Origin of the sequence: Glycomyces paridis (genome assembly GCF_004912155.1) — a bacterium.
Classification (GTDB): Bacteria; Actinomycetota; Actinomycetes; order Mycobacteriales; family Micromonosporaceae; genus Glycomyces; species Glycomyces paridis.
In genome coordinates this window covers 142,527-166,986 of sequence record NZ_STGX01000003.1, presented here as the reverse complement: position 1 = coordinate 166,986, position 24,460 = coordinate 142,527, and the positions used below count along the sequence as shown (strand labels likewise).

The 24,460-nt window shown below is 70.3% G+C and carries 24 protein-coding genes; 6 read left to right on the top strand and 18 right to left on the bottom strand.

Annotated elements, in window-relative coordinates; genetic code table 11:
• Positions 1–55: 55 nt before the first annotated feature.
• Complete coding sequence (gsmA, locus tag E9998_RS04940; RefSeq protein ID WP_158299695.1) at positions 56–1,117, bottom strand: sporangiospore maturation cell wall hydrolase GsmA; 1,062 nt, start codon at positions 1,115–1,117, stop codon at positions 56–58.
• A gap of 176 nt (positions 1,118–1,293) precedes the next feature.
• Between gsmA and typA the strand changes: the two genes are divergently transcribed.
• On the top strand, positions 1,294–3,165 hold the full coding sequence (typA, locus tag E9998_RS04935) for a translational GTPase TypA (protein ID WP_136528596.1): 1,872 nt from the start codon (positions 1,294–1,296) through the stop codon (positions 3,163–3,165).
• 57 nt (positions 3,166–3,222) lie between these two features.
• Here typA and E9998_RS04930 read toward each other — a convergent pair whose 3' ends face one another.
• The 5 genes from E9998_RS04930 to mraZ all read right to left on the bottom strand — a co-directional run bounded on the left by E9998_RS04930 (position 3,223) and on the right by mraZ (position 8,505).
• Positions 3,223–4,137 carry a proteasome assembly chaperone family protein gene (locus tag E9998_RS04930; protein WP_136528595.1) on the bottom strand — a complete coding sequence of 305 codons (915 nt, stop codon included), beginning with the start codon at positions 4,135–4,137 and terminating at the stop codon, positions 3,223–3,225.
• Positions 4,138–4,283: 146 nt separating this feature from the next.
• A complete protein-coding gene (locus tag E9998_RS04925; protein WP_136528594.1) occupies positions 4,284–6,497 on the bottom strand; it encodes a peptidoglycan D,D-transpeptidase FtsI family protein in 2,214 nt (737 codons plus the stop codon).
• A 9-nt stretch (positions 6,498–6,506) separates the two neighbouring features.
• On the bottom strand, positions 6,507–7,079 hold the full coding sequence (ftsL, locus tag E9998_RS04920; protein ID WP_136528593.1) for a cell division protein FtsL: 573 nt from the start codon (positions 7,077–7,079) through the stop codon (positions 6,507–6,509).
• Positions 7,076–8,056: a 16S rRNA (cytosine(1402)-N(4))-methyltransferase RsmH gene (gene rsmH, locus E9998_RS04915; RefSeq protein WP_136528592.1), complete on the bottom strand. Its 981-nt coding sequence runs from the start codon at positions 8,054–8,056 to the stop codon at positions 7,076–7,078. The genes ftsL and rsmH overlap by 4 nt, the downstream gene beginning before the upstream one ends.
• A gap of 17 nt (positions 8,057–8,073) precedes the next feature.
• A complete protein-coding gene (gene mraZ / locus E9998_RS04910) occupies positions 8,074–8,505 on the bottom strand; it encodes a division/cell wall cluster transcriptional repressor MraZ (RefSeq protein ID WP_136528811.1) in 432 nt (143 codons plus the stop codon).
• A 565-nt stretch (positions 8,506–9,070) separates the two neighbouring features.
• On the opposite strand from mraZ, the gene E9998_RS04905 reads away from it, so the two are divergent.
• The 5 genes from E9998_RS04905 to E9998_RS04885 all read left to right on the top strand — a co-directional run bounded on the left by E9998_RS04905 (position 9,071) and on the right by E9998_RS04885 (position 15,441).
• Positions 9,071–10,315: a Mur ligase family protein gene (locus tag E9998_RS04905; protein WP_204745259.1), complete on the top strand. Its 1,245-nt coding sequence runs from the start codon at positions 9,071–9,073 to the stop codon at positions 10,313–10,315.
• Positions 10,316–10,349: 34 nt separating this feature from the next.
• Entirely contained in the window at positions 10,350–11,072 is a 723-nt protein-coding gene (locus E9998_RS04900) for a type 1 glutamine amidotransferase (protein ID WP_136528591.1), read from the top strand.
• A 154-nt stretch (positions 11,073–11,226) separates the two neighbouring features.
• Positions 11,227–13,131, top strand: coding sequence for a beta-galactosidase (locus tag E9998_RS04895; protein WP_136528590.1), 1,905 nt, complete (start codon positions 11,227–11,229; stop codon positions 13,129–13,131).
• A 46-nt stretch (positions 13,132–13,177) separates the two neighbouring features.
• Positions 13,178–14,776: an MDR family MFS transporter gene (locus E9998_RS04890; protein WP_136528589.1), complete on the top strand. Its 1,599-nt coding sequence runs from the start codon at positions 13,178–13,180 to the stop codon at positions 14,774–14,776.
• A gap of 47 nt (positions 14,777–14,823) precedes the next feature.
• Complete coding sequence (locus E9998_RS04885; RefSeq protein WP_136528588.1) at positions 14,824–15,441, top strand: NADPH-dependent F420 reductase; 618 nt, start codon at positions 14,824–14,826, stop codon at positions 15,439–15,441.
• Between the two features lie 63 nt (positions 15,442–15,504).
• Here the strand turns inward: E9998_RS04885 and E9998_RS04880 are convergent, their stop codons facing one another.
• The 12 genes from E9998_RS04880 to E9998_RS04825 all read right to left on the bottom strand — a co-directional run bounded on the left by E9998_RS04880 (position 15,505) and on the right by E9998_RS04825 (position 24,310).
• Positions 15,505–15,888: a type II toxin-antitoxin system VapC family toxin gene (locus E9998_RS04880; RefSeq protein ID WP_136528587.1), complete on the bottom strand. Its 384-nt coding sequence runs from the start codon at positions 15,886–15,888 to the stop codon at positions 15,505–15,507.
• Positions 15,875–16,120, bottom strand: coding sequence for a type II toxin-antitoxin system Phd/YefM family antitoxin (locus E9998_RS04875; protein ID WP_136528586.1), 246 nt, complete (start codon positions 16,118–16,120; stop codon positions 15,875–15,877). Before E9998_RS04875 ends, E9998_RS04880 begins: the two co-directional genes overlap by 14 nt.
• 69 nt (positions 16,121–16,189) lie before the next feature.
• Positions 16,190–16,957 (bottom strand): CPBP family intramembrane glutamic endopeptidase, encoded by a 768-nt coding sequence (locus E9998_RS04870; RefSeq protein WP_136528585.1) that lies wholly within the window; start codon positions 16,955–16,957, stop codon positions 16,190–16,192.
• Between the two features lie 69 nt (positions 16,958–17,026).
• Positions 17,027–17,692 carry an acVLRF1 family peptidyl-tRNA hydrolase gene (locus E9998_RS04865; RefSeq protein ID WP_136528584.1) on the bottom strand — a complete coding sequence of 222 codons (666 nt, stop codon included), beginning with the start codon at positions 17,690–17,692 and terminating at the stop codon, positions 17,027–17,029.
• 4 nt (positions 17,693–17,696) lie between these two features.
• Positions 17,697–18,035: a metal-sulfur cluster assembly factor gene (locus E9998_RS04860; RefSeq protein ID WP_136528583.1), complete on the bottom strand. Its 339-nt coding sequence runs from the start codon at positions 18,033–18,035 to the stop codon at positions 17,697–17,699.
• Positions 18,032–18,487 (bottom strand): Fe-S cluster assembly sulfur transfer protein SufU, encoded by a 456-nt coding sequence (sufU, locus tag E9998_RS04855; protein WP_136528582.1) that lies wholly within the window; start codon positions 18,485–18,487, stop codon positions 18,032–18,034. The genes E9998_RS04860 and sufU overlap by 4 nt, the downstream gene beginning before the upstream one ends.
• Complete coding sequence (locus E9998_RS04850; RefSeq protein WP_136528581.1) at positions 18,487–19,755, bottom strand: cysteine desulfurase; 1,269 nt, start codon at positions 19,753–19,755, stop codon at positions 18,487–18,489. Before E9998_RS04850 ends, sufU begins: the two co-directional genes overlap by 1 nt.
• A 20-nt stretch (positions 19,756–19,775) precedes the next feature.
• A complete protein-coding gene (gene sufC, locus E9998_RS04845; protein ID WP_136528580.1) occupies positions 19,776–20,537 on the bottom strand; it encodes a Fe-S cluster assembly ATPase SufC in 762 nt (253 codons plus the stop codon).
• A gap of 11 nt (positions 20,538–20,548) precedes the next feature.
• Positions 20,549–20,899 (bottom strand): non-heme iron oxygenase ferredoxin subunit, encoded by a 351-nt coding sequence (locus E9998_RS04840; RefSeq protein WP_136528579.1) that lies wholly within the window; start codon positions 20,897–20,899, stop codon positions 20,549–20,551.
• Positions 20,896–22,083, bottom strand: coding sequence for a Fe-S cluster assembly protein SufD (gene sufD, locus E9998_RS04835; RefSeq protein WP_136528578.1), 1,188 nt, complete (start codon positions 22,081–22,083; stop codon positions 20,896–20,898). Before sufD ends, E9998_RS04840 begins: the two co-directional genes overlap by 4 nt.
• Positions 22,084–22,117: 34 nt before the next feature.
• Positions 22,118–23,551 (bottom strand): Fe-S cluster assembly protein SufB, encoded by a 1,434-nt coding sequence (gene sufB / locus E9998_RS04830; RefSeq protein WP_136528577.1) that lies wholly within the window; start codon positions 23,549–23,551, stop codon positions 22,118–22,120.
• A 27-nt stretch (positions 23,552–23,578) separates the two neighbouring features.
• Positions 23,579–24,310: a helix-turn-helix transcriptional regulator gene (locus E9998_RS04825; protein WP_136528576.1), complete on the bottom strand. Its 732-nt coding sequence runs from the start codon at positions 24,308–24,310 to the stop codon at positions 23,579–23,581.
• Positions 24,311–24,460: the final 150 nt, after the last annotated feature.

Below are 24,460 nucleotides of genomic sequence, written 5' to 3'. Positions count from 1 at the left end.
GCCGCAAGGGTGGCGCGGCCGGGCGGCCGGGTCCGCGGCCGCGGACCCGGGTCGGTCAGTCGAACCGGTACAGGTCGTACTGGTCCATGATCCCGATGAGCTTCTCGGCGTACTTCGGGTCGGTCGCGTAGCCGGCCTTCTGGATCTCCTTTGCGAAGCGTTTGGGGTCCCCGGCGTGGTCCATCGCGGTGTCGTAGCGGGCCCAGTTGGCGAGCAGGTCGCCGTGGTCGCGGTAGGAGTCGGCGACGCTCTCGTAGGCGCGGAAGGTGGCCTTGAGGTCGAAGCAGCCGCCGGTCGGGCTGCACTCGAAGGTGGCGTAGTCGCGGCAGCCGATCGCGTGGGCGCCGGGCGAGCCGAAGCACTTCATGCCGAACAGGTTGTGGTCCTCGCGGGCGAGGGCGCCGCGGCCCCAGCCGGTCTCCAGGATGGCCTGGGCGAGGGTCACGGAGGCGGGCACGCCGGTGGCGCGGTCGCTGGCCTGCGCGGCAGGCGCGTTGGCGCTGATGAAGCCCTTGTTGCCCCCGCGCGGGACGGTGGGCGGGTCCTGGCCGCACCACGGCAGCCACGGCTCGCCCTTGCTCCACTTGACGTAGGCGGCCGAGACGTAGCGCTTGTCGCCGACCTTGTACCAGGAGCCGGTCTTGCGGGCGGTGCCGTCGACCTGCTGGCCCCACACCTGGCACTGGACGGTGAGGGCCGCGCCGTTGGCGTAGGCGCCCTGGCGGCCGCTGGTGGAGGTGGCGGCGGCGCGGATGTTGAGCTCGCCCCCCTCGGTGGCGACCTTGGCGCCGGTGGCCGCAGCGGTGGCGGCGGCGCACCAGGGGACGGTGCGCGCGGGCGACCAGGCGACGTAGGCGTCGGCGATCCAGCGGTCGGAGCCGATGCGCAGCCAGGTCGAGGAGTCGCGCACGTGCCCGTCGATCTGCTCGCCGCGGACCTTGCAGTAGACCGAGACGGCCGCGCCCTTGGCGAGGGTGCCGACCGACTTCTTGTCGGTGGCCGGGCCCGAGCGCACGTTGAGCGGGCCTGAGGCGGTGCTCACGGTGGCGCCGGTGAGGGCCGCCTGAGCGGGGAGCGCGGCGGTGAGCGCGGCTCCGGCGGCGAGCGCGAGAACCATTACGAATCGGATGGATACACGGAATACGCCCATAGGACGGGAGTTTAGATACTGTCGGATAATCCCTCACGGAAAGCCACAATGTGAGCATTGTTCCCACGCCAGTGGCGCCTGGGTGTCCGCGATCACCAGGGTTGACGCCAGGTCCGCCTTCTGCTTAGGCGACAATGGTCGTCGTGTCTACACGCTCTGATCTGCGAAACATCGCCATCGTCGCCCACGTCGACCACGGCAAGACCACGCTCGTCGACGCCATGCTCAAGCAGGCCGGCGCCTTCCGTGAAGGTGCCGCGGTCGACGACCGCGTCATGGACTCCGGTGACCTTGAACGCGAGAAGGGCATCACGATCCTCGCGAAGAACACCGCGGTCCACTACACCAACCCGGCGGACGGGTCCGCCATGGTCATCAACATCATCGACACGCCCGGCCACGCCGACTTCGGCGGCGAGGTCGAGCGAGGCCTGTCGATGGTCGACGCGGTGGTGCTCCTGGTCGACGCCTCCGAGGGCCCGCTGCCCCAGACCCGCTTCGTCCTGCGCAAGGCGCTCACCGCGCGCCTGCCGGTCATCTTGTGCATCAACAAGACCGACCGTCCCGACGCCCGCATCGACGAGGTCGTCAACGAGACCTACGACCTGTTCCTGGACCTGGACGCCGACGAGGAGCAGATCGAGTTCCCGATCGTCTACGCCTGCGCCCGCGACGGCGTCGCGTCCCTGAACAAGCCCAAGGACGGCACGGTCCCCGAGGACTCCGACAACCTCAAGCCGTTCTTCGACACCATCATCGAGCACGTCCCGGCCCCCGAGTACACGCCCGGAGCGCCGCTCCAGGCGCACGTGACGAACCTCGACGCCGACAACTTCCTGGGCCGCATCGCCCTGTGCCGGGTCGAGGAGGGCGAGCTGCGCAAGGGCCAGACCGTCACCTGGATCAAGCGCGACGGCTCGACCCAGAACGTGCGCATCACCGAGCTGCTCATGACCGAGGCGCTGACCCGCAAGCCGGCCGAGAAGGCCGGCCCCGGCGACATCTGCGCCATCGCGGGCATCCCCGACATCATGATCGGCGAGACCCTCGCCGACACCGAGAACCCGGTGGCGCTGCCGCTCATCACCGTGGACGAGCCGGCGATCTCGATGACCATCGGCACCAACACCTCGCCGCTGGTCGGCAAGGGCGGCAAGGGCCACAAGGTCACCGCCCGCCAGGTGAAGGACCGCCTCGACCGCGAGCTGGTCGGCAACGTCTCGCTGCGGGTGCTCCCGACCGAGCGGCCGGACGCCTGGGAGGTGCAGGGCCGCGGCGAGCTGGCCCTGGCGATCCTGGTCGAGCAGATGCGCCGCGAGGGCTTCGAGCTCACCGTCGGCAAGCCCGAGGTGGTCACCAAGCAGGTCGACGGCAAGACCCACGAGCCGGTCGAGCGCATGACCATCGACTCCCCCGAGGAGCACCTGGGCGCGATCACCCAGCTCATGGCGACCCGCAAGGGCCGCATGGAGACCATGACGAACCACGGTTCGGGCTGGATCCGCATGGAGTGGCTCGTCCCCTCCCGCGGCCTCATCGGCTTCCGCACCGAGTTCCTGACCCAGACCCGCGGCACGGGCATCGCGCACTCGATCTACGAGAAGCACGAGCCGTGGTTCGGCGAGCTGCGCACCCGCAACAACGGGTCGCTCGTGGCCGACCGGGCCGGGGCGGTCACCGCGTTCGCGATGATCAACCTCCAGGAGCGCGGCGTGCTCTTCTACGGGCCGACCACCGAGGTGTACGAGGGCATGATCGTCGGCGAGAACTCGCGCTCGGACGACATGGACGTCAACATCACCAAGGAGAAGAAGCTCACCAACATGCGCGCGGCCGCGGCCGACTCCACCGAGAACGTGGTGCCCCCGCGCCTGCTGTCGCTGGAGCAGTCGCTGGAGTTCTGCCGCGACGACGAGTGCGTGGAGGTCACGCCCGAGACCGTCCGCATCCGCAAGGTCGTGCTCGACCAGAAGGAGCGCGGCCGCTCGGCCTCGAAGGCCAAGCACGGCAAGTAGTCCCGAGACGAGGAACGGGCCCGGCCTTGGCAGGCCGGGCCCGTTCGCGTCGTGGGGCTACTTGTCGTCCTCGCCGCGCTGGCGCTCGGCGAGGAAGGTCTCGAAGGCGGCGCCGAGCTCGTCGGCGGTGGGCATGCGCCCGTCCTGGAGCATCTCGTCGGCCTCGGCGGCCTCGGCGAACGAGTCGTACTGCTCTTCGAGGGTCTTCACCACGTCGGCGACCTCTTCGGACTCGGCGACCTGCTCGGCGATGTCGGAGTCCACTTGGGCGCGTTCGACTTCGAGTTCGTCGTCGGAGGGCAGGTCGAGGCCGGTGGCCTCGCGGATGCCCTCCAGGAGGCGGACCGTGGCGGCCGGGTAGGTCATCTGCATGACGTAGTGCGGCACGTGGACCGACAGGCCGATGGCGTCCCGCCCGGACTCGCCGAGGCGGTACTCCAGGAGGCCGGCGGCGTTCCCGGGGACGGTGACCTCGTTGAACACCGGGCGGTTGTCGAAGACGAGTTCGGGCCGCGTGGCGTGCACGGTCATGCCCAGGGAGCGCGTGTGCGGCACCCCCATCGGGATGCCCTGGAAGCCGAGGGTGAGCGGCACGTGCCAGTGCTCCACGAGGTCCTCGACGGAGTCCACGAACCGTTCCCAGGCGAAGTCGGGCTCGGGCCCGGTCATGAGCAGGAACGGCCGCTCGGAGGCGTCGCGCATGAGGTAGACCACCAGTTGGGGCGCCTCGAAGTCCGACCAGCGGTCGATCGAGAAGGTCAGGTTCGGCCGCCGGGAGCGGTAGTCGATGAGCTGGTCGACGTCGAACGACGCGATGGGGGTGTGCTCGCAGGTCTTGAACAGGTGGTCGACGACCCCGCGCCCCGCCTGGCCCGCGTCCATGAACCCGTCGAGGAAGTGCAGCAGCACCGCGCCCCGCGCCTCCGGTGGCTCGGCGAGGACTTCGCACAGTGCCCAAGGGTCAACGTTCAAAACAATCGGCTCCTTCTTCCTTGACGCCTTCGATGCTAACGCCCGGGGCCGATCCCCGATTCCCCCTCGGGGAGAACTTCGGAGAAGCGTCACGCCCGCGCCCGGCGCGCCGCCCGGGACCGGGTCCGGGGCGGCGCGGACGGGTCTCAGCCCCACACGTCGAAGACGGGCGCGGGTTCGGTCGCGGGGCGAACCCCGAAGTAGCCCAAGGCGAACTCGTTGATCTCCTTGAACGCCTCGCCGGTGGTCGAGCCGCCGCCGCCCCCGCCGGGGACGTAGACGCTCACGGCCACCACGTACTGCGGGTCCTCGGCCGGGGCGAAGCCCACGAACGAGGTCACGTTGCCCGGCGCGTACTCCCCGTCCACGACGAGCCCGCCGGTGCCGGTCTTGCCGGCCAGGTGGTAGTGCTCCAGCTGCGCGTTGTGCCCGGTGCCGGTCTCGTCGGCGATCGGGGCCTGGAGGAGGTACTGGAGGTCCTTCGCGGTCTCGGTGGAGATGACGCGCCGCTCGGCGGGGTCCTCCTGCTCGACCGGGTCGCCGTTCGCGTCGATCTTGTGGTCCACCAGGGTGGGCTGGACGTAGACGCCGTCGTTGGCGATGGCGCCGTACATGGCCGCCATCTGCATGATGGTGGCCGTGCCCTCGTGGCCGATCGGGACCGAGCCGTAGGAGGTGCCCGACCACAGCTCCGGCGGCTGGAGGATGCCCGCGGCCTCCCCGGCGATGCCGACGTCCGAGGGCGCGCCGAGGCCGAAGGCGAGCTGGTACTCGTAGAGCTTCTCCTTGCCGATGCAGTCGGCCAGCTGGATGGTGCCCACATTCGAGGACTGCGCGATGATCCCGGCGAGGCTCAGGATCGCGTCGCCGTGCTGGTAGCCGTCCTTGTAGTCGACGCCGCCCTTGTTGATCGTCTGCGCCACGGGCATGGTCCCGTCGGGCTCGATGCAGCCCTCTTCGAGCGCGGCGGCGAAGACGATCGCCTTGTGGATCGAACCGGGGTCCACAGTGGCCTGCGTGGCGTAGTCGCGGTACGCCTCCTCGTCGTCCACGGCGAACGGGTCGGCCGCGTCGTAGGTCGGGGTCGAGGCCATCGCGAGCATGTCGCCGGTCCCGACCTCCATCACCAGGGCCGATCCGAACTCGGCGTCGTGCTCGGTGACGGTGGTCTCCAGGATGTTCTGGACCTGGAACTGGAGGTCGGCGTCGATGGTGAGCTGGAGGTCCTTGCCGGGCACGGCCTCCTCCTCGCGGTAGAACGCGCCGGGGATCGGCAGGCCGTCGAGCTGGCTGCGCTCGTAGGAGAGCTCGCCGTCGGTGCCGCGCAGCCACGAGTCGTAGGTGGCCTCCAGGCCGGCCAGGCCCGTGCCCTCCTCGCCGGTGAAGCCGAGGACGTTGGCGGCCAGGTCGTGCCCGGGCACCACGCGCCGCTCGTCGTCGCCGATGATGAGCCCCGGGTCCTCCATCTCGCGGATCTCGTCGCCGATGGCGAGGTCGACGCCGCGCTGGAGGTAGGCGAAGCGGATCTCCTCGCCTTGCGGGGTCGACTGCGTCGAGAGGATCGGCTCCAGTTCGGAGGCCGGGCGGCCCAGCAGCCGGTCGAGGCGCCCGGCGAGCTCGGCCGGGTCCCCTTTGAGCATCACCGGGTCGACTGCGATGTAGTTCGACTCCACCGAGTACGCGAGACGGTTCCCGTTGCGGTCGAGGATGGCCCCGCGCTCGGCGGGGAGCGGCTCGGTGGTCAGGCGCTGGTTCATCGCCTCGGCGGCGTAGACCGCGGAGTCGGTGACCTGCAACTGGACCAGGCGGGTCCCCGAGAGGACCAGCAGGATCATCACGAAGGCCGAGGCCATCCGCAGGCGCCGGGACGGGCTGCCCAGGCGCGGCAGGCGAGGCTGGGGGCGCACCGGCGAGGGCCCGGCGGCGCGGGAGGCGCCGCGGCGCTGGGCGCCGACAGTGCCTCTGCCGGTGCGCTTCGCGGGCGTGGCGCGCACGGTCCCGGTGCGGCGCACCGGCTCCGACTTCGCGGCGGTCCGGCGGGTCGCGGTGGGGCGCGACGGCGGGCGCGCCTCGGTCGGGATCGTGCCGGTGTCGCGCTGGCGGCGCTCGCGCGAGCGGGCCGCGGCCTCGCGGCGGCGCTTCGCCGCGAGGTCCGCGGCCTCGTCCGCTCCGGCGCCCTCGGCGGCCCGGTTGCGCTCGCGGCGCGCGGCCTCGCGGTCGCGCGCGCCGTTCTCCCTGGCCCGGTTGTCCTCCGAGGAGGCCGAAGCCGCCTCGCGGACGGTGCGTCCGCGAGGCGTGTAGCGACGTGCTCGGCTGATCGATGAGGGGTCGCGCCGTCGACGGGGGTCGGGTTCGGTCATCGACGTCCTCTAATCGTTGCTCCAGGGCAGCTCGACGGTCTCGCCGCCGGGCAGGTACAGGTAGGTCACCGTGTCGGGCCTGACCATGCCGAACGCCTCCGCGTTGGCGGCGAGGGTGTTGGGCGAGTTCAGGTTCGTCAGCTCGTCGGCCAGCGTCTGCTCGGTCTGGTCGAGGTCCGCGGCGTTGCTCCGCAGCTCCTGGAGGTGGTACGCGTCCTCGTTGATGACCGTGTTCAGCAGCAGCAGGCCGACGATCCCGGCGACCACCAGGGCCGCGATCCCGCCGACGAACGCCGGGCGCGGCACCTCGACCGGCTCGGGCGCGGGCTTGGCCTCCGAGCGCTCGCGCGTGCGCGGCAGCACCACGGTCTCGCGCTGCGGCGAGGCGGGGGCCTCGACCGGCGGCAGGTCGATCGGGACCGTCTCGGGCTGCACCGCGAGGTTCCCGTCGAACACGGGCGCCTCGGACGCCTCCCCCACCAGGGACCGACGGCGCGAGGACGCGGCGCGGGCCCGGCGGCGGGCGGCCTTGATGATCTCCTCGGGGTCGGCCTGCGGCCGGCGGTAGGGCTGGTCGCTCATGATGCGCCTCCTGCTCCTGTGGACGGTCTGATGCGCTCGGCCGCGCGGAGCCGGGCGGGCGCCGATCGCGGATTCCGGTCGAGTTCGGTCTGGGTCGGTTGCTGGGCCTTCTTCGTGAGGAGTCGAAAGGTGGGCTCGGTGCCCGGGAGGTCGACCGGGAGTCCGGCCGGGCTGTTGGACCTGGCGCGCTTCGCCAGCTCCAGCTTGGTGATGCGGTCTTCGAGCGAGTGGTAGGACAGCACGGCGACGCGCCCGCCCACCGACATCACGTCGAGGGCGGCCGGCAGGGCCCGCTCCCACGTGACGAGCTCGCCGTTGACCTCGATGCGCAGGGCCTGGAAGGTCCGCTTCGCAGGGTTGCCCCCGGTCCGCTTGCCCGCCTGCGGGATCGCGTCCTTGACGAGCTCGGCGAGCTCGCTGCTGGAGGTGATCGGGGCCTTGTCGCGGGCCTTGACGATCGCGGAGACGACGCGGGTCGCGAACTTCTCCTCGCCGTACTCGCGGAGCAGGCGCACGAGCTCCCCGGGCTGGTAGGTGTTCACGACGGTCTCGGCGGTGAGGTCGTCGTCGGGGTTCATGCGCATGTCCAGCGGCGCGTCCTGGCTGTACGCGAAGCCGCGCTCGCGCTGGTCGAGCTGCATCGAGGACACGCCGAGGTCGAACAGGACCGCGTCGAGCGCCTCGAACCCGTTGTCCGCCAGCACCTGCGGGATCTGGTCGTAGACGGCGCGGGCCGGGACGAAACGGTCGCCGAAGCCGGCGAGTCGCTTGGAGGCGAGTTCGAGCGCGTTGGGGTCGCGGTCGACGCCGACGACGGTGAGGCCGGGGTGGGCGGTCAGCAGCGCCTCGGTGTGCCCGCCGGCGCCGAGGGTCGCGTCCACGGCGAGGGCGCCGGGGCGCGCGACGGCCGGGGCGAGGTACTCGAGCACCTCGTCCAGCATGACGGGGACGTGCGGCGCGTTCGTGGTGTCGTTCATTCCGCTCACCTCCTTCTCTACAGTCCTTCGGGCAGGTCGCCCTCTTCGATGTCGGCGAAGGCCTCCTCGGAGGCCTCCAGGTAGTCGTCCCAGGTCGCGGTGTTCCAGATCTCGACCCGGTTCGAGGCGCCGATGACGACCAGGTCGCGGTCGAGTCCGGCGTACTCGCGCAGTCGCGCGGGGATGGTGACGCGGCCCTGCTTGTCGGGGACCTCGTCGTGGGCGGAGGCGAAGAACACCCGGCTGTAGGCGCGGGCGGTCTTGCTGGACATGGGGGCCTGCTGGAGCGATTCGGCGATGCGCGCGAACTCCCCTTCGGGGAACACGTACAGGCACCGCTCCTGGCCCTTCGTGATCACGACTCCCTCCGCCAGCCCTTCCCTGAACTTCGCGGGAAGGATGACGCGGCCCTTGTCGTCCAGGCGCGGGGTATGGGTGCCGAGGAACATCGGCGCCACCCCCCGTGACTCTCAGGCTGCGCGGCCTCCCCGACCGCGCCGGCGGACCACCAGTCCCGCCATTGCGCCCCACCTTACTCCACTCCTCCCCACCCTTGGGGGTTGTTTCCGCGCGACATCCGTGGTGGGCGTGGCGAATCGGCTGGTCATGATCGGTGGAGGGGAGTGGAGTGACGTGTGCGCAACAGTGGCCCTCACAAGCGAGTTTCATTCATTGTTCACCCCTTCGGGTGGCATGGGGCCCTTGCGGAACGACCGCGGCGGGGTCGTCCGCGCACGGAGCGCGACCGGAGTCGGGCACGGTGCGCGCGCGGCCGGTCACTGTGGAGCGATGTGGTGGGAACGCTCGGAACGGCGCGGTCGGGGGAAGCGCAACGGCGGTAGGACATTCGCGTCCGTCACTGCCTGGGAGCGCGCACGCGTGGGGGCGGGGCGGGCGGTCTCACGCTCACTCGCCACTCGTCACGCGTTCCGAGGGCCATGTGACAAACTCTTGTGCATAGTCGTTCGAGAACCGCCGTCGTCGAGTGCGAACCAGCCGAAAGCGAGAGCCCGCATGAGCGCGAATCTGACCCCACGCGCGAAATTCGCCACCGCGCTCCTCAGGACCGCCGCGGCGCTCTCGCGGGCGACGGGCCGGGGGGACGGGTCGGTGATCGGCGGCCGCGTCGGGCTCATCGTCGAACCGCGGCTTCTGGAGCTGCTGGCGGACGGGCGCCACGTCGTGCTCATCTCGGGCACCAACGGCAAGACCACGACCACGCGCTTCACCACCGCCGCCCTGGAGGCGATCGGGAAGGTGGCCACGAACTCCTTCGGCGCGAACATGCCCACCGGGCACACCACGGCGCTCGCGAAGGCCCCGAAGGCCGAGTACGCGGCGCTCGAATGCGACGAGCACTACCTGGGCCAACTCTTGGACGCGGCGAGCCCGAAGGTCGTGGCGCTCCTCAACCTCTCGCGCGACCAGCTCGACCGGGCCATGGAGGTCACCGCGCTCGCCGCGAAGTGGCGCCAGACCCTCCAGTCCTCGGCGGGCCAGACCACGATCGTGGCGAACGCCGACGACCCGCTCATCGTGTGGGCCGCCTCGGTGTGCCAGCGCGTGGTGTGGGTGGCGGCGGGCCAGAGCTGGACCGCGGACTCGGCGATCTGCCCGAACTGCGGCTCGCACCTCGACCGGTTCGGCGAGTTCTGGCGGTGCACGAACTGCGGCCTCAACCGCCCCAGCCCGCAGTGGTCGGTGGCGCAGGCGGGTTCGGCGGTCGTGGGGCCCGACGGGCGCCGGTACGACCTCAACCTCCAGTTGCCGGGCCGGGTGAACCGGGCGAACGCGGCGACGGCGCTGGCGATCGCGAGCCTGTTCGGGGTGGACCCGGCGCAGGCGGCGCCGCGGCTGTCGGAGGTGGCCTCGGTGGCGGGCCGGTACGCGAAGGTCGAGCGGGACGGGCGGCACCTGCGGCTGCTGCTGGCGAAGAACCCGGCGGGCTGGCTGGAGTCGTTCGACATGATCGAGCAGGGTCCGCCGGTGGTCCTGTCGCTGAACGCGCGCGAGGTGGACGGCTTCGACACCTCGTGGATCTACGACGTGGACTTCACCTCGCTGTCGGGCAGGAAGGTGGTCGTCACGGGCGACCGCCGCACGGACCTGGCGGTGCGGCTGGAGGTCGACGGGGTCGACTTCCTGGTGGTGGACGACGTCCGGGCGGCGATCGCGGCGGTGCCGCCGGGGCCGGTGGAGGTCGTGGCGAACTACACGGCGTTCCAGGACATCCGCGCCGAATTCAACAGGGTGAACTGAGAACCATGTCAACTGAGAGAGCGAGCGTTCAACCGTGGCACTGAGCACCCTGCGCATCGTCTGGCTCTACCCCGACCTCTTGTCGACGTACGGCGACCGGGGGAACCTGCTGGTGCTGGCCCACCGGGCCCGCGCCCGGGGGATCGACGTGGAGCCGATGCAGGTCCGCAGCGACCAGCGCGTCCCGACCACCGCGGACATCTACCTCATCGGCGGTGGCGAGGACGGCCCGCAGGCGGTCGCGGCCGACCGGCTGCTCCAGGACGGTGCGCTGAACCGGGCGGCCGAGGCGGGGAAGCCGATCCTGGCGATCTGCGCGGGCTACCAGCTGCTGGGCTCCTCGTTCTACGCGAACGGGCGGGCCTACGAGGGGCTGAACATCCTGGACCTGCGTTCGGACCGGGGCCCGTCGCGGGCGGTCGGCGAGGTCGCGGGCGAGACGGCGCCGCAGCTGGGGATCGGTCCGATCACGGGCTTCGAGAACCACGGGGGGCGCACGCACCTGGGCGAGGCGGTGCAGCCGCTCGCGCGGGTGACCGCGGGGGTGGGCAACGACGGCGCGACCGAGGGCGCGTGGGCGGGGCACGTGATCGGCACGTACATGCACGGTCCGGGCCTGGCGCGCAACCCGAAGCTAGCGGACCTGCTGCTGGGCTGGGCGATGGGCGTCGACCCCTCGCAGTTGCGGCCGCTGGACGACACGTGGCCGGAGAAGCTGCGGCAGGAGCGGTTCGGGGCGCTGTCGGGGGCGCAGTAGTCGGGCGCCGTGGTCGGCGGCCCGGAGGAACGAACCTCATATTTCTCGCACTAGGCTGGGCGGAGCGTACCCCCACCAGTTAGTTTTGTCAGGCAACTAACTGTTCTGGCGGCGCACCCCGCGCCGCACGCCCGCCCCTGTGTGAGGAGACCCCATGGACTGGCCCAAAGGCGTCGACGGCCTGAGCTACGGCGGCGACTACAACCCCGAGCAGTGGCCCGAGGACGTCTGGGGCGACGACGTCCTCCTCATGCGCGAGGCCGGGGTCAACCTCGTCACCGTCGGCGTGTTCGCCTGGGCGAGGCTCGAACCGCGCGAAGGCGAGTACGACTTCGGGTGGCTCGACCGGGTCCTCGACAAGCTCCACGCCGGAGGGATCGGCGTCGACCTGGCGACCCCCACCGCCTCCCCGCCGCCGTGGTTCACCCTCGCCCACCCCGACGCGCTCAACACCCGCCCCGACGGGGTCCGGCAGGTCCACGGCTCGCGCGACACCTACGACGTCTGCGCGCCCGCCTACCGGGAGGCCTCGCTGCGGATCGCGGCGAAGCTCGCCGAGCGCTACGCCGGGCACCCGGCCCTCGCCATGTGGCACGTCCACAACGAGTACGGCTCGGCCACCTACTCCGAGCACGCCGAGCGGGCCTTCCGCGTCTGGCTCCAGGAGCGGTACGAGACCCTCGAAGCGCTCAACGAGGCCTGGTGGGGCGCGTTCTGGAGCCAGCACTACAGCGAGTGGGACCAGGTCCTCGCGCCGCGGGCCACCCAGTACCTCCACAACCCCGCGCACGAGCTCGACTACAAGCGCTTCACCTCCGACGCGATGCTCGACCACTACCGCGCCCAGCGCGACGTGCTCCGCGCGGCCAACGCCGAGATCCCGATCACCACGAACTTCGTGTTCGGCCAATGGGTCCCGGTCGACCACTGGCAGTGGGCGGGCGAAGTGGACCTCGTCGCCTTCGACTCCTACCCCTCGGCGCCCGACGAGCGCGCCGAGCAGCAGAGCGCACTCCACGCCGACCTCTCGCGCTCCTGGGCCGGCGGCGGCGACTGGCTCCTCATGGAGCAGGCCGCCGCAACGATCCACTCCAAGGACGGTGCGATCGCCAAGGCGCCCGGCCGCATGGCCCGCCACTCGATGATCCACATCAGCCGCGGCTCCAAGGGCGCCATGTTCTTCCAGTGGCGCGCCGGGCGCGGCGGCGCCGAGCAGTGGCACTCCGCGCTCCTCCCCCACGCGGGCAGGCACACCCGCATGTTCCGCGAGGTCGCCGAGTTCGGCAACACGCTGCCGGGCATCGCCCACACCGTCGAGTCCCCCGTGGAGTCGACCGTCGCGATCCTGTGGAGCCCCGAGTCCTGGTGGGCCACTTCGGGACCGCACCTGCCCGCACCCGTCGACTACCTGGAGAACGTCGCCCAGATCCACCGGGTCCTGCGCGACCGGGGCGTCGTCGCCGACTTCGTCGCCCCCGAGGGCGACCTGTCGAAGTACACCACCGTCATCGCGCCCACCACGTACGTGCTCAGCAAGGCCGCCGCCGAGAACCTCCGCTGGTTCACCGCCGGCGGCGGGCGCCTGGTCGCCTCCTACCTCACCGGCGCCGTGGACGAGCACTGCCAGGTCTGGCTCGACGGGTACCTCGGCGGCCTCACCGACCTCTTCGGCGTCCGCGTCACCGAGCACCTCCCCCAGCCCGCGGGAGAACTCCGCGCCCTGTGGAACTTCGGCGCCGCCGAGCGGTTCTGCGAACTGGTCGAACTGCGCGGCGCCCAGTGCGTCACCCAGTACGCCACCGGCAACGTCATCGAGAACCAGCCCGCCGTCACCGTCAACCCCGTCGGCCAGGGCGAGGCCTGGTACGTCTCGTGCAAGCTCGTGGACGAGGCCTGGGACCGCCTCTTCGAGGAACTCAAGCTCACCGGCCCCGGCGGGCGCGGCGTCGACGTCGTCGACCGCGGCCGGTGGCGGTTCATCCTCAACCACACCGAGCAGGAGACGCAGGTCGGCAACGTCATCGTCCCCGCCGGGTCCTGGGCCGTCGACGAGAGATGAGCCGTTTCGGCCCGCCTCCGCCGAGGCGGGCCATACGCTCGCACCTATGAGCGCACCGGGCGCGGCGGGCATGAGCCGAAGAGAGCTGTACACGCTCTTCGGCGCCCTCATGCTCACCATGCTCCTCGCCTCGCTCGACCAGACCATCGTCGGCACCGCGCTGCCCACCATCGTCGGCGACCTCGACGGCATGGACGACTACACGTGGGTCGTCACCGCCTACCTCATCGCGACCACCGCCTCCGTCCCGCTGTACGGCAAGCTCAGCGACCTCTACGGCAGGCGCCCGGTCATCCTCACCGCCATCGTCATCTTCCTCGTCGCCTCCGCGCTCGCTGGCCTGGCGCAGAACATGCTCCAGCTGGTGATCTTCCGAGGGCTCCAAGGCCTGGGCGGCGGCGGCCTCATCACGCTCGCCTTCACCGTCGTCTCCGACGTCGTCTCGCCCCGCGACAGGGGCCGCTACCAGGGCTTCTTCGGCGCGGTCTTCGGGATCTCCTCGGTCGCCGGGCCCGTCCTCGGCGGCTGGCTCGCCGAGGTCGACTGGCGGTGGATCTTCTACATCAACCTGCCGCTCGGCTTCGCCGCGATGATCGCGGTGAACCAGATCCTGCGCCGCCACCACTTCCCCACCCGGCCCCACCGCATCGACTGGCTCGGCGCCGCCTGCCTCGTGCCCGCCGTCGTGAGCCTCCTCCTGGCCGTCACCTGGGGCGGCAACGACTACGCGTGGAGCTCGCCGCAGATCGTCGGCCTGTTCACCGCCGCGGGCGTGCTCACCGCCGCGTTCGTCCTCACCGAGACCCGCGCGAAAGAGCCCATCCTGCCCCTGCGCATGTTCAAGCAGGGCACCTTCGCGCTCGCCAGCGTCATCGCGCTCATCTTCGGCGTCGGCATGTTCTCGGGCATCGTGTACATCCCGCTGTTCTTCCAGATGGTCCGCGGCTACTCCCCCACCGAGTCGGGCCTGCTCATGCTGCCGATGATGTGCGGCATGGTGCTCACCTCGGTCTCCTCGGGCTTCGTGATCTCCCGGCTCGGGCGCTATAAGTGGTTCCTGGTCGCCGGGTCGATCGTCATCACCTCGGGCCTGTGGCTGTTCACCAACCTGCACGTCGAGACGCCGCTGTGGCTCTCCAGCGCCTACCTGCTGGTCCTGGGCATCGGCATGGGCATGTTCATGCAGCCGCTCGTGCTGGCGATGCAGAACATCGTCAAGCTCGAGGACCTCGGCGCGGGCACCAGCACCAACAACTTCGCCCGCTCGCTCGGCGGCGCGGTCGGCACCGCCGTGCTCGGCGCGGTCATGACCGCGCGCCTCGACGACGAGCTCGGCGCGAACCTCCCCGGGGCGGTCGCGCAGCTGACCCCCGAGGAGGCGGCCGCGTTCGGCGCCTCGGACCTCTCGGCGGTCATGGAGTCCCCCACCGTCGTCGCCCACCTGCCCGACCCGGTCAGAGAGGTCGTCCAGCAGGCCTTCACCGACGGGCTCGACCGCGTCTTCCTCGTGGCCGCGTGCATCGCCGCCGTCACCGTGGTCCTCACCCTGTTCATGCCGAACCTGACGCTGCGCAGCACCCAGGCCTCCCTCGAGGACGACCCCGACGCCAAGGCCGCCGAGATCAAGGCCGAGACCTCGCCCTGAACGCCCCGCCAGACCTGTCGACACAGGACGAACAAGGAGGAGAACACATGGAGATCCTGATCGTGGGCTCGGGCAACATGGCCCGCGGCATCGGCCTGCGCCTCGTGCGCGGCGGCCACCGCGTCCGCATCGCCGACCGCGAGCCCGACAAGGCGGCCGACCTCGCCGCCGAACTCGGCGACAGCGCCTCGGGCGAGATCCTCGACGGCACCGCCGGCGCCGAGGTCATCGTGTTCGCGACCCCGTACGAGGCGAGCAAGCAGCTCGCCGAGATGTGGGCCTCCGAACTCGCCGGCAAGACCGTGATCGACATCTGCAACCCGGTCGACTTCACCACCTTCGACGGCCTCGTCACGCCCGAAGGGAAGTCCGCGGCCGAGGAGATCGCCGCGGCCGCCCCCGGCACGCGCGTCGTCAAGGCCTTCAACACCACCTTCGCCTCGCGCCTGGCGAACTCGACGCCGCTCGACGTCTTCATCGCCGGCGACGACCCCGACGCCAAGAAGACCGTCACCGGCCTCTGCCTCGACGCCGACCTGCGCCCGATCGACGTCGGCGGCCTCAAGCACGCCCGCGTCCTCGAAGCCTTCCAACTGCTCCACATGAAGGTCCAGGACCAGATCCAAGGCGGCTGGGCCACCGAGCTCACCTTCAAACCCGCCTGACCCGAACGACCGAAGGGAGGGCGCCGATGCGGCGCCCTCCCTTCCGCGTCGCAATGCCCGTCGCTACAAGGTCGAATCCACCACGAAGTCGCGGCCGAGGCCGAGCAGGACGCCGTCGGCGGTCAGCAGTGTCAGTCGGTGCTGCTGCGCCTGCGAGATGATCAGGCGGTCGAACGGGTCGTGGCGCACCAGTTCGGGAAAATCGCGCAGCCCTTCGGCGTGATCCGCCGAGATTTCGAGGAGTTCGAGTCCGCTGGACTCGACTTGGGCGGCGAAGTCGGCCGGGATCTTCAACTTGCCGAGCATCGCCTTGATGGTCAGCTCCCAGACCGTGGCGACCGAGACGTGCACCGAAGCGGCCGACTCGATGCGCCGCCTCGCGAGCGGACCGAGCCGCGGTCCGTCGCTCATCGCCCACAACGCGGTCTGGCTGTCAAGCAGGAGCATCGGCGTCCCCGTAAAACATCGCCTGGATGTCGGGGTCGATGTCGAACACGTCGTCGTCGTATTCGAGCTGGTCCTTCAGCAAGCCGAAGGTCACCTTCCGCTCGCGATGCGGGATCAGGTCCACCAGCGGCTTGCCCGCCTTCGCGATGACGATGTGCTCACCGTGGGAGGCGCGCTCAACCAGCCGAGACAACTGGGTCTTGGCCTCATGGATGTTCACGACGTACGTCATGCCGTGAGCTTATCAGACTAGACCAGACTTAGCTAGTGTTGGAGGTTGCGAGCGGTCCCGGGGTCGCGGTCATGTTGGCGACGGGCGCTCCCTGGTGCTCGGCTTCGCGAAGAGCGGTGCTCCGGTCGGCGCGTCGCGGCGGCCTCGCATGAGGGCGAGGCCGAAGGCCAGGAGGCCGAGGGTGATGAGGATGTGCATCGCGAAGGGTACGGGTGCGTCGGTGAGGATCTGGGTGAAGTCGCTGGCGGCGTGGAGCAGGACGAGCGGAAGCAGCCAGGCGAAGCGGAACTGGAAGGCGGCCAGGGCGTAGCCGTAGACGCCGGTGATGGCGAGGAGGACCAGCAGGTCCTCGGTGGAGGGCGAGCCGGTCGCGAGCTGGGACAGGTGCTGGAGGCCGAACATGATCCCGGTGAGCGCGACCGCTGGTCCGGCGCGGAAGGCCTTGCGGAGGGTGCCGAGGACGGCGACGCGGGAGGTGAGTTCCTCGTTGAGGCCGACGAGGAGGAGCGTCAGGGCCCAGAGGCCGTAGCCGGGGGCCTGCGGGCCGAAGCCGCCGGGGTAGGCGAGCCAGATGAAGGCTTCGAACACGAAGGGCAGCAGAAGGAGTGCGGCGCGCTTGGAGCGCCAGAGGGTGGCGATCCCGGTGTGGTGCCACATGCGGAGGCCGGTGACGGCGGCGATGGCGAAGATGGCGCAGACGGCGTTGGCGAACAGGCCCTGGTACCAGCCGTGTATGCCGAGGTCGGGGGCGATTTCGAGGGCGCCGAGGATGAGGCCGAAGCGGGCGAGTTGGAGGGCGGCGGCGAACAGCAGGGCGCGGGCGGGCGAGCTGGCCATGGCGGTGTCCTTCGCGGCAGGGGGCGAGGACAGTCTAGGGAGGGGCGGCAACGGCGCGCGGTGCGCCGGTCAGTCGGTGAGGCGGATGCTGAAGCCGATGGCGCGGTAGGCGGTCGTGGTGAGGAGGGCCTGCTTGGGTTCGGGGATGTCGCCGAAGTGGACGTTCGGTTGCAGGTGGCGCAGGCGGGGGTCTTCGAGGATGCCTTCGACGGGGCCGCCGGTGACGAGGGCGTCGAAGGCGGCGGTGCCGAGGACGGCGAAGACGGCGTCCTTGGCGCGTTTCTCGGCCGCTTTGGCCTGGCCGTCGCGGCGGCGGGCGAAGCGCTGCTGGGACTGGCCGCCGGCCTTGGTCTTGCCCTGGACGTAGGCGGTGTCGGTCTTGGAGGCGGCGACGCGGCCGTCGCTGACGACGCCGACGGAGTAGGCGCCCTTGCGGGCCAGGAGGACGGCGATGCGGCGGGGTTCGAGGGCGTAGTCGCGCAGGTGCTCGGCGGCGACGATCGGGTCGGGGTCGAGGAGCCAGGCGGCGGGCAGGCCGTCGGCCAGCACCCAGCGGATGCCGGCCGACGTGCCGCCGTTGGACTCGATCGTCCAGGCGTCGCCCTCGGCGTGGTGGGCGGCGATGCCGCCGTTGCGGTCGCCGAAGTTGGCGACCCAGCGCGGGAGCCGCTCGGGCTCGATCTCGACGATCCGGCCGCCGCCGGACGCGGACCGCTCCCTGGAGGTCGAGGTCATCCGGTCAGACGTTGAAGCCGAGGGCCCGGAGCTGGTCGCGTCCGTCGTCGGTGATCTTGTCGGGGCCCCACGGCGGGATCCACACCCAGTTGATCTTGAGGTCGGTGGCGAGGCCGCCCTCGGGACCGGAGCACAGGGCCGAGCGGGACTGGTCCTCGATGACGTCGGTCAGCGGGCAGGCCGCCGAGGTGAGTGTCATGTCGAGGGTGACCACGTTCTGCTCGTCGACGTGGACGCCGTAGATGAGGCCGAGGTCGACGACGTTGATGCCCAGCTCGGGGTCGACCACGTCCTTCATGGCTTCGAGGATGTCCTCCTCCTTGGCCTTCACGGTGTCGGTCATGGGCGGCTCCCTCCGGTTTCGGCTTCAGCTCGGACCAGGGCGTCCTTGAACGCCATCCAGCCCAGCAGCGCGCATTTGACGCGCATGGGGTACTTCGAGACGCCCGCGAACGCGACGGCGTCCTCAAGGGTCTCCTCGTCGCCATCGGACTGGCCCTTGGAGTTCATGAGCTCGGTGAACTCGGCCAGGCGGGCGAGCGCGTCGTCCACGGTCGTGTCGTGGACGAGTTCGTACAGCACCGACGCGGAGGCCTTGGAGATCGAGCAGCCGACGTTCTCGTAGGAGACGTCGGCGACCCGGTCGCCCTTCACGTGGACCCGGAGGGTGATCTCGTCGCCGCAGGTCGGGTTGACCTGGTGGGACTCGCCCTCGTAGGGTTCGCGCAGGCCGGCGCCGCGGGGGCGCTTGTAGTGGTCCAGGATCACTTCCTGGTACAGCTCGTCGAGGTCCATCAGCCGAACACCTTTCGCACCTGGGCCAACGCCGCCACGAGCCGGTCTATTTCCTCGTGGGTGTTGTAGACGTACCCCGAGGCGCGGGTGGTGGCGTTGACGCCGAAGCGGTCGCAGGTGGGTTTGGCGCAGTGGTGGCCGACCCGGACGGCGATGCCCTCGGCGTCGAGGATCTGCCCGACGTCGTGGGGGTGGATGTCGGCGAACGTGAAGGAGACGGTGGCGCCGCGGCCGATGGGGACGCGGGGGCCGATGACGGTGAGGCCGTCGACGGATTCGAGCCGTTCGAGCATGTACCCGGCGAGCTCCTTCTCGTGGGCGCGCACGTTCTCCATGCCGAGTGCGTCGAGGTAGTCGACGGCGGCGGCGAGGCCCACGGCTTCGGCGATCGGCGGGGTGCCGGCCTCGAACTTGGCGGGCGCCTCGGCGAACGTCGTCTTCTCCATGGTGACGGTCTTGATCATGGAGCCGCCCGTGAGGAACGGGGGCATCGCGTCGAGCAGGTCCGCTTTCGCCCACAGGACGCCGATGCCGGTGGGGCCGAGCATCTTGTGTCCGGTGAAGGCGATGAAGTCGACGCCGAGGTCCGCCACGTTCACGGGAATGTGGGGGACGGACTGGGAGGCGTCGAGGCCGACGAGCGCGCCGACCTCGCGGGCGCGGGCGGTGATCTGCGAGGTCGGGTTGACGGTGCCGAGCAGGTTCGCGACGTGCGTGAACGAGACCAGCTTCGTGCGTTCGGTGATGACCTCGGGGACCGCTTCGAGGTCGAGGCGGCCGTGGTCGGTGATGCCGATCCACTTCAGCGTCGCCCCGGTGCGCAGCGCGAGCTGCTGCCACGGGATGAGGTTGGCGTGGTGCTCCATCTCGGTCACGACGATCTCGTCGCCGGGCGCGAGGCGGAACCTCGGGTCGGCGTGCGGATCGAGCGCGGCGTTCTGGAACGCGTAGGCCAGCAGGTTGATCGCTTCGGTGGAGTTCTTGGTGAACACCACCTCGTCGGCGCTCGGGGCGCCGATGAAGGCGGCGACGCGGGCGCGGGCGCCCTCGTACGCCTCGGTGGCCTCGGCGCCGAGCGTGTGGACCGAGCGCGAGATGTTCGCGTTCGAGTGGTCGGTGAAGCGGCGCATCGCGTCGACCACCTGGACGGGCTTCTGCGAGGTGGCGGCCGAGTCGAGGTAGGCCAGCGGTTTGTCCCCGATCCTGCGCTGGAGGATCGGGAAGTCGGCGCGGATCGCCTCGACGTCGAGCTTGGAGACTGCCTCCACGGGCTCCTTCTTCCTGTGGTCTAGGCGGCCTTGGTGCCGACGTAGGACTCGTAGCCTTCGGCTTCGAGCTTGTCGGCCAGTTCGGGGCCGCCCTCTTCGGCGATCCTGCCGTCGACGAAGACGTGGACGAAGTCGGGCTTCACGTAGCGCAGGATGCGCGTGTAGTGCGTGATGAGCAGGACGCCGGACTCGCTGGTGGCCTTGGCGTGGTTGATGCCCTCGGAGACGGTGCGCAGCGCGTCGACGTCGAGGCCGGAGTCGGTCTCGTCGAGGATCGCGAACTTGGGCTTGAGCAGCTCCATCTGGAGGATCTCGTGGCGCTTCTTCTCGCCGCCGGAGAAGCCCTCGTTGACGTTGCGGTTGACGAAGGCCTCGTCCATCTTGAGGTCGGCCATCGCGCCCTTGAGGTCCTTCATCCAGGTGCGGATCTTGGGGGCCTCGCCGTCGACGGCGGTCTTGGCGGTGCGCAGGAAGTTGGAGACGCTGACGCCGGGGACCTCGACCGGGTACTGCATGGCGAGGAAGAGGCCGGCGCGGGCGCGCTCGTCGACGCTCATCTCCAGGACGTCCTCGCCGTCGAGCAGGACGGTGCCGCCGGTGATCTCGTACTTCGGGTGCCCGGCCAGCGAGTAGGCCAGGGTCGACTTGCCGGACCCGTTGGGGCCCATGATGGCGTGGGTCTCCCCGGAGGAGATGGTCAGGTCGACGCCGTGCAGGATCGGCTTGGCGCCCTCGTCGGTGTTGACCGAGACGTGCAGGTCGCGGATTTCGAGCTTGCTCATTGCAGATTCCTTCAGGCGTTTTCGGTGGTCTTGGGTTTCAGGCTGAGGTAGACGTCGCCGTCGCGGACTTCGACCGGGTAGGTCGGGACGGCGACCGTGGCGGGCGGGCCGGACGGCTTGCCGGTGCGCAGGTCGAAGCTCGACCCGTGGAGCCAGCATTCGATCGAGCAGTCCTCGACGTCGCCCTCGGAGAGCGCCACGGCGGCGTGGGAGCACTCGTCGTAGAGGGCGAAGACCTCCTCGCCCTTGCGCACGAGCACGATCGAGGTGCCGTGGATGTCGGCCGCGACGGGCTCGGCCTCCGGCAGGTCCCCGAGCGCGCAGACGCGCAGGAAGTCGTCGTCGGTCACGGTCTCACTCATGCCGTGGCACCGGCCTCGGCGTCCAGGCGGGCGACGACGAGTTCGGTGAGCTCCTCGCGGAGCGCCTCGTCGGGGACCTTCTGGAGGATCTCGTTGAAGAAGCCGCGCACGACCAGGCGACGGGCCTCGGGCTCGGGGATGCCGCGCGACTGGAGGTAGAACAGGTGCTCCTCGTCGAAGCGGCCGGTCGTGGAGGCGTGCCCGGCGCCGACGATCTCGCCGGTCTCGATCTCCAGGTTGGGGACCGAGTCGGCGCGGGCGCCGTCGGAGAGGACGAGGTTGCGGTTGATCTCGTACGTGTCGGTGCCGGTGGCCTTGTCCTGGATGAGGACGTCGCCGACCCACACGGTGTGGGCGGTCTCGCCCTGGAGGGCGCCGCGGTAGTTCACGTTCGAGCGGCAGTCGGGGACGGAGTGGTCCACGAGCTGGCGCTGTTCGAGGTGCTGGCCGGCGTCGGCGAAGTAGAGGCCGAGGGCGTCGACGGAGCCGCCCTGGGCGGCGTAGTCGATCGACAGGTACTGGCGCACGAGGTCGCCGCCGAGCGTGACGGCGATGTGGTCGAGCTTCGCGTCGCGGCCGAGGCGGGCCTTCTGGTGCTCGACGTGGGTGGACTCGCGGTCCCATTCGGCGACGACGACCAGGCGCAGGTGCGCGCCGTCGCCGACCGAGATCTCCACGTTGTCGCCCAGGCGGGCCTGGCCGGTGTGGCGCACGATGACGGTGGCGTCGGCATGATGCCCGACCTCGATGAACGTGTGCGCCCAGGTGGCGCCGTCGAGGCCGCCGCCGGTGACGTCGATCCAGATCGGCTCGGACACGGCGGTCTCGGGCGCGACGGCGACGAGGAGGGCCTTCTCGCTCTTGGCCCAGGCGACGGCGCTGGGCCGGTCGAAGGGCGTGAGGATGGAGCCCAGCCGCTCGTCGTCCTTGCCGATCGCCTCGGCGGTGACCCCTCCGGACAGGCTGCGGACGGCGTACTCGGCGGCCTTGGCCGCGGGCGCGGTCTCGGCCGAGTCCAGGCCCGCGAGACGCTTGATCGGCGTGAAGCGCCAATCCTCTTCGCGACCGGTCAGTGCCGGGAAGTCGGCGGGCTCGAACGAGCGCAGCAGCTGCGACTTCGTCTTCGGGGGCACCTCGCCCGCGCCGTGGGTGTGCGGCTTGGCGGTCGCCAATTCGATGCTCATGAAATCTCTGGTTCCTAGTCCTGGTCCCGGTCGCTTAACCGACCGCGCCTTCCATCTGGAGTTCGATGAGCCTGTTGAGCTCCAGGGCGTACTCCATCGGCAGTTCCTTCGCGATGGGCTCGATGAACCCGCGCACGATCATGGCGGCCGCCTCGTCCTCGGTGAGGCCGCGGCTCATGAGGTAGAACATCTGGTCCTCGCCGATCTTGGAGACCGTCGCCTCGTGGCCCATGTCCACGTCGTCCTCGCGGATGTCCACGTAAGGATAGGTGTCGGAGCGCGAGATCGTGTCGACCAGGAGCGCGTCGCACTTGACCGTCGACTTGGAGTGGTGCGAGCCCTCGTCGACCTTGACCAGGCCGCGGTAGGAGGTGCGACCGCCGCCCCGGGAGATCGACTTGGAGACGATCGTCGAGGAGGTGTTCGGCGCGGCGTGGGTCATCTTGGCGCCGGTGTCCTGGTGCTGGCCCTCGCCGGCCATCGCGACCGACAGGACCTCGCCCTTGGCGTGCTCGCCGACCATGACCACGGCCGGGTACTTCATGGTGACCTTGGAGCCGAGGTTGCCGTCGACCCATTCCATGGTCGCGCCCTGCTCGGCGATCGCGCGCTTGGTGACCAGGTTGTAGACGTTGGACGACCAGTTCTGGATGGTCGTGTAGCGGACGCGGGCGTCCTTCTTGACGATGATCTCCACGACCGCGGAGTGCAGCGAGTCCGAGGAGTACACCGGGGCGGTGCAGCCCTCGATGTAGTGCACGAACGAGCCCTCGTCGGCGATGATGAGCGTGCGCTCGAACTGGCCCATGTTCTCGGTGTTGATCCGGAAGTAGGCCTGGAGCGGGATGTCGACGTGGACGCCCTTGGGCACGTAGATGAAGGAGCCGCCCGACCAGGTGGCGGTGTTGAGCGCGGCGAACTTGTTGTCGCCGACCGGGATCACGGAGCCGAAGTACTCCTTGAAGATCTCCGGGTGCTCGCGCAGGCCGGTGTCGGTGTCCATGAAGACCACGCCCTGCTGCTCCAGGTCCTCGCGGATGGAGTGGTAGAGCACCGTCGACTCGTACTGGGCGGCGACGCCGGAGACGAGCTGCTGGCGCTCGGCCTCGGGGATGCCCAGCTTGTCGTAGGTCTTCTTGATGTCCTCGGGCAGGTCCTCCCAGGACTCGGCCTGCTTCTCGGAGGCCTCGACGTAGTACTTGATGTTGTCGAAGTCGATGCCGGACAGGTCGGCGCCCCAGTTGGGCATCGGCTTGCGGCCGAAGAGCTTGAGGCCCTTCAGGCGCAGGTCGAGCATCCATTCGGGTTCGCTCTTGCGCGCGGAGATGTCGCGGACGACCTCCTCGGTCAGACCGCGGCGCGCGTTGGCGCCGGCGGCGTCCGAGTCGGCCCAGCCGTACTCGTACCGCTCCAGGGAGGCGAGGGCCTCCTCCTGGCTCAGCGGTTCGCTCTTGTGCGTGTCGGTCATCTCAAGACTCACCTTTGACCTGTCGGGTTATCGGTCCGCGCGTCCGGGGTCGGGCAGCGGCACGGGGCCGCCTCCCCCTTCGGCGCCCGCGGCCCGGGGGCCGCGCTTCGTTCCGGGCACGTGGGTGGTGCACACCCCGTCCCCGTTGGCGATCGTGGCCAGCCGCTGGACGTGGACGCCCAGCAGGCGGCTGATCACCCTGGTCTCCGCCTCGCACAGCTGCGGGAACTCCGCGGCCACGCCCGCCACCGGGCAGTGGTGCTGGCAGATCTGCCCGCCCGAGGCGATGACCGACGCCGTGGCGGCGTAGCCCTCCCCGGACATGGCGTTCGCCAGCGCCTGGGCGCGGGCCATCGGGTCCTGCGAGTCGACCGCGTCCAGGGCGGCCCGGCAGCGGGCCTCCAGGCGCGCGACCTGCTCGGCGGCGAAGCCGCCGACGGCGTCCTCGCCTTCGAACCGGCGGATCCAGCGCAGCGCCTCCATCGCGAGGTCGTCGTAGGTGTGGCCGAGGGAGGTGCGGGCGGCCGCCGTGAGCTGGTAGCTCCTGGCGGGCCTGCCGCGGCCTGCGGTCCTGACCACGCGGGTCTCGACCTGGCCCTCGGCCTCCATCGCGTCGAGATGGCGGCGGGTGGCGGTGGCGGTGATGCCGAGGGATCGCGCGAGGTCGGCGGCCGTGGCGTGGCCGCCTTCGAGCAGCAGCCGCGTCACTCGGCGGCGGGTGTCCCCGTCCGTCGAGTGGCTGGTCGCCCTCGTCACCATTTCCACAAGGTAAATGTTACTTAATTCGCCGGGAAGCGTCGAGATGGCCGATGGTGAGACGGGGCACGCAGGTTTGCCTAACCTCACCTGTCACGCACGGCGCGGCCCACACCAGGCGGACCGCGGTGCCCTCCCTCGCAGGCAAGGGGT

Excerpts from the sequence above, each read along its gene's own strand:
- gsmA (WP_158299695.1), bottom strand. The coding sequence starts at position 1,117 with ATGGTTCTCGCGCTCGCCGCCGGAGCCGCGCTCACCGCCGCGCTCCCC.
- E9998_RS04925 (WP_136528594.1), bottom strand. The coding sequence starts at position 6,497 with ATGACCGAACCCGACCCCCGTCGACGGCGCGACCCCTCATCGATCAGC.
- ftsL (WP_136528593.1), bottom strand. The coding sequence starts at position 7,079 with ATGAGCGACCAGCCCTACCGCCGGCCGCAGGCCGACCCCGAGGAGATC.
- rsmH (WP_136528592.1), bottom strand. The coding sequence starts at position 8,056 with ATGAACGACACCACGAACGCGCCGCACGTCCCCGTCATGCTGGACGAG.
- mraZ (WP_136528811.1), bottom strand. The coding sequence starts at position 8,505 with ATGTTCCTCGGCACCCATACCCCGCGCCTGGACGACAAGGGCCGCGTC.
- E9998_RS04905 (WP_204745259.1), top strand. The coding sequence starts at position 9,071 with ATGAGCGCGAATCTGACCCCACGCGCGAAATTCGCCACCGCGCTCCTC.
- E9998_RS04895 (WP_136528590.1), top strand. The coding sequence starts at position 11,227 with ATGGACTGGCCCAAAGGCGTCGACGGCCTGAGCTACGGCGGCGACTAC.
- E9998_RS04890 (WP_136528589.1), top strand. The coding sequence starts at position 13,178 with ATGAGCGCACCGGGCGCGGCGGGCATGAGCCGAAGAGAGCTGTACACG.
- E9998_RS04885 (WP_136528588.1), top strand. The coding sequence starts at position 14,824 with ATGGAGATCCTGATCGTGGGCTCGGGCAACATGGCCCGCGGCATCGGC.
- E9998_RS04880 (WP_136528587.1), bottom strand. The coding sequence starts at position 15,888 with ATGCTCCTGCTTGACAGCCAGACCGCGTTGTGGGCGATGAGCGACGGA.
- E9998_RS04875 (WP_136528586.1), bottom strand. The coding sequence starts at position 16,120 with ATGACGTACGTCGTGAACATCCATGAGGCCAAGACCCAGTTGTCTCGG.
- E9998_RS04870 (WP_136528585.1), bottom strand. The coding sequence starts at position 16,957 with ATGGCCAGCTCGCCCGCCCGCGCCCTGCTGTTCGCCGCCGCCCTCCAA.
- E9998_RS04865 (WP_136528584.1), bottom strand. The coding sequence starts at position 17,692 with ATGACCTCGACCTCCAGGGAGCGGTCCGCGTCCGGCGGCGGCCGGATC.
- E9998_RS04860 (WP_136528583.1), bottom strand. The coding sequence starts at position 18,035 with ATGACCGACACCGTGAAGGCCAAGGAGGAGGACATCCTCGAAGCCATG.
- sufU (WP_136528582.1), bottom strand. The coding sequence starts at position 18,487 with ATGGACCTCGACGAGCTGTACCAGGAAGTGATCCTGGACCACTACAAG.
- sufC (WP_136528580.1), bottom strand. The coding sequence starts at position 20,537 with ATGAGCAAGCTCGAAATCCGCGACCTGCACGTCTCGGTCAACACCGAC.
- E9998_RS04840 (WP_136528579.1), bottom strand. The coding sequence starts at position 20,899 with ATGAGTGAGACCGTGACCGACGACGACTTCCTGCGCGTCTGCGCGCTC.
- sufD (WP_136528578.1), bottom strand. The coding sequence starts at position 22,083 with ATGAGCATCGAATTGGCGACCGCCAAGCCGCACACCCACGGCGCGGGC.
- sufB (WP_136528577.1), bottom strand. The coding sequence starts at position 23,551 with ATGACCGACACGCACAAGAGCGAACCGCTGAGCCAGGAGGAGGCCCTC.
- E9998_RS04825 (WP_136528576.1), bottom strand. The coding sequence starts at position 24,310 with ATGGTGACGAGGGCGACCAGCCACTCGACGGACGGGGACACCCGCCGC.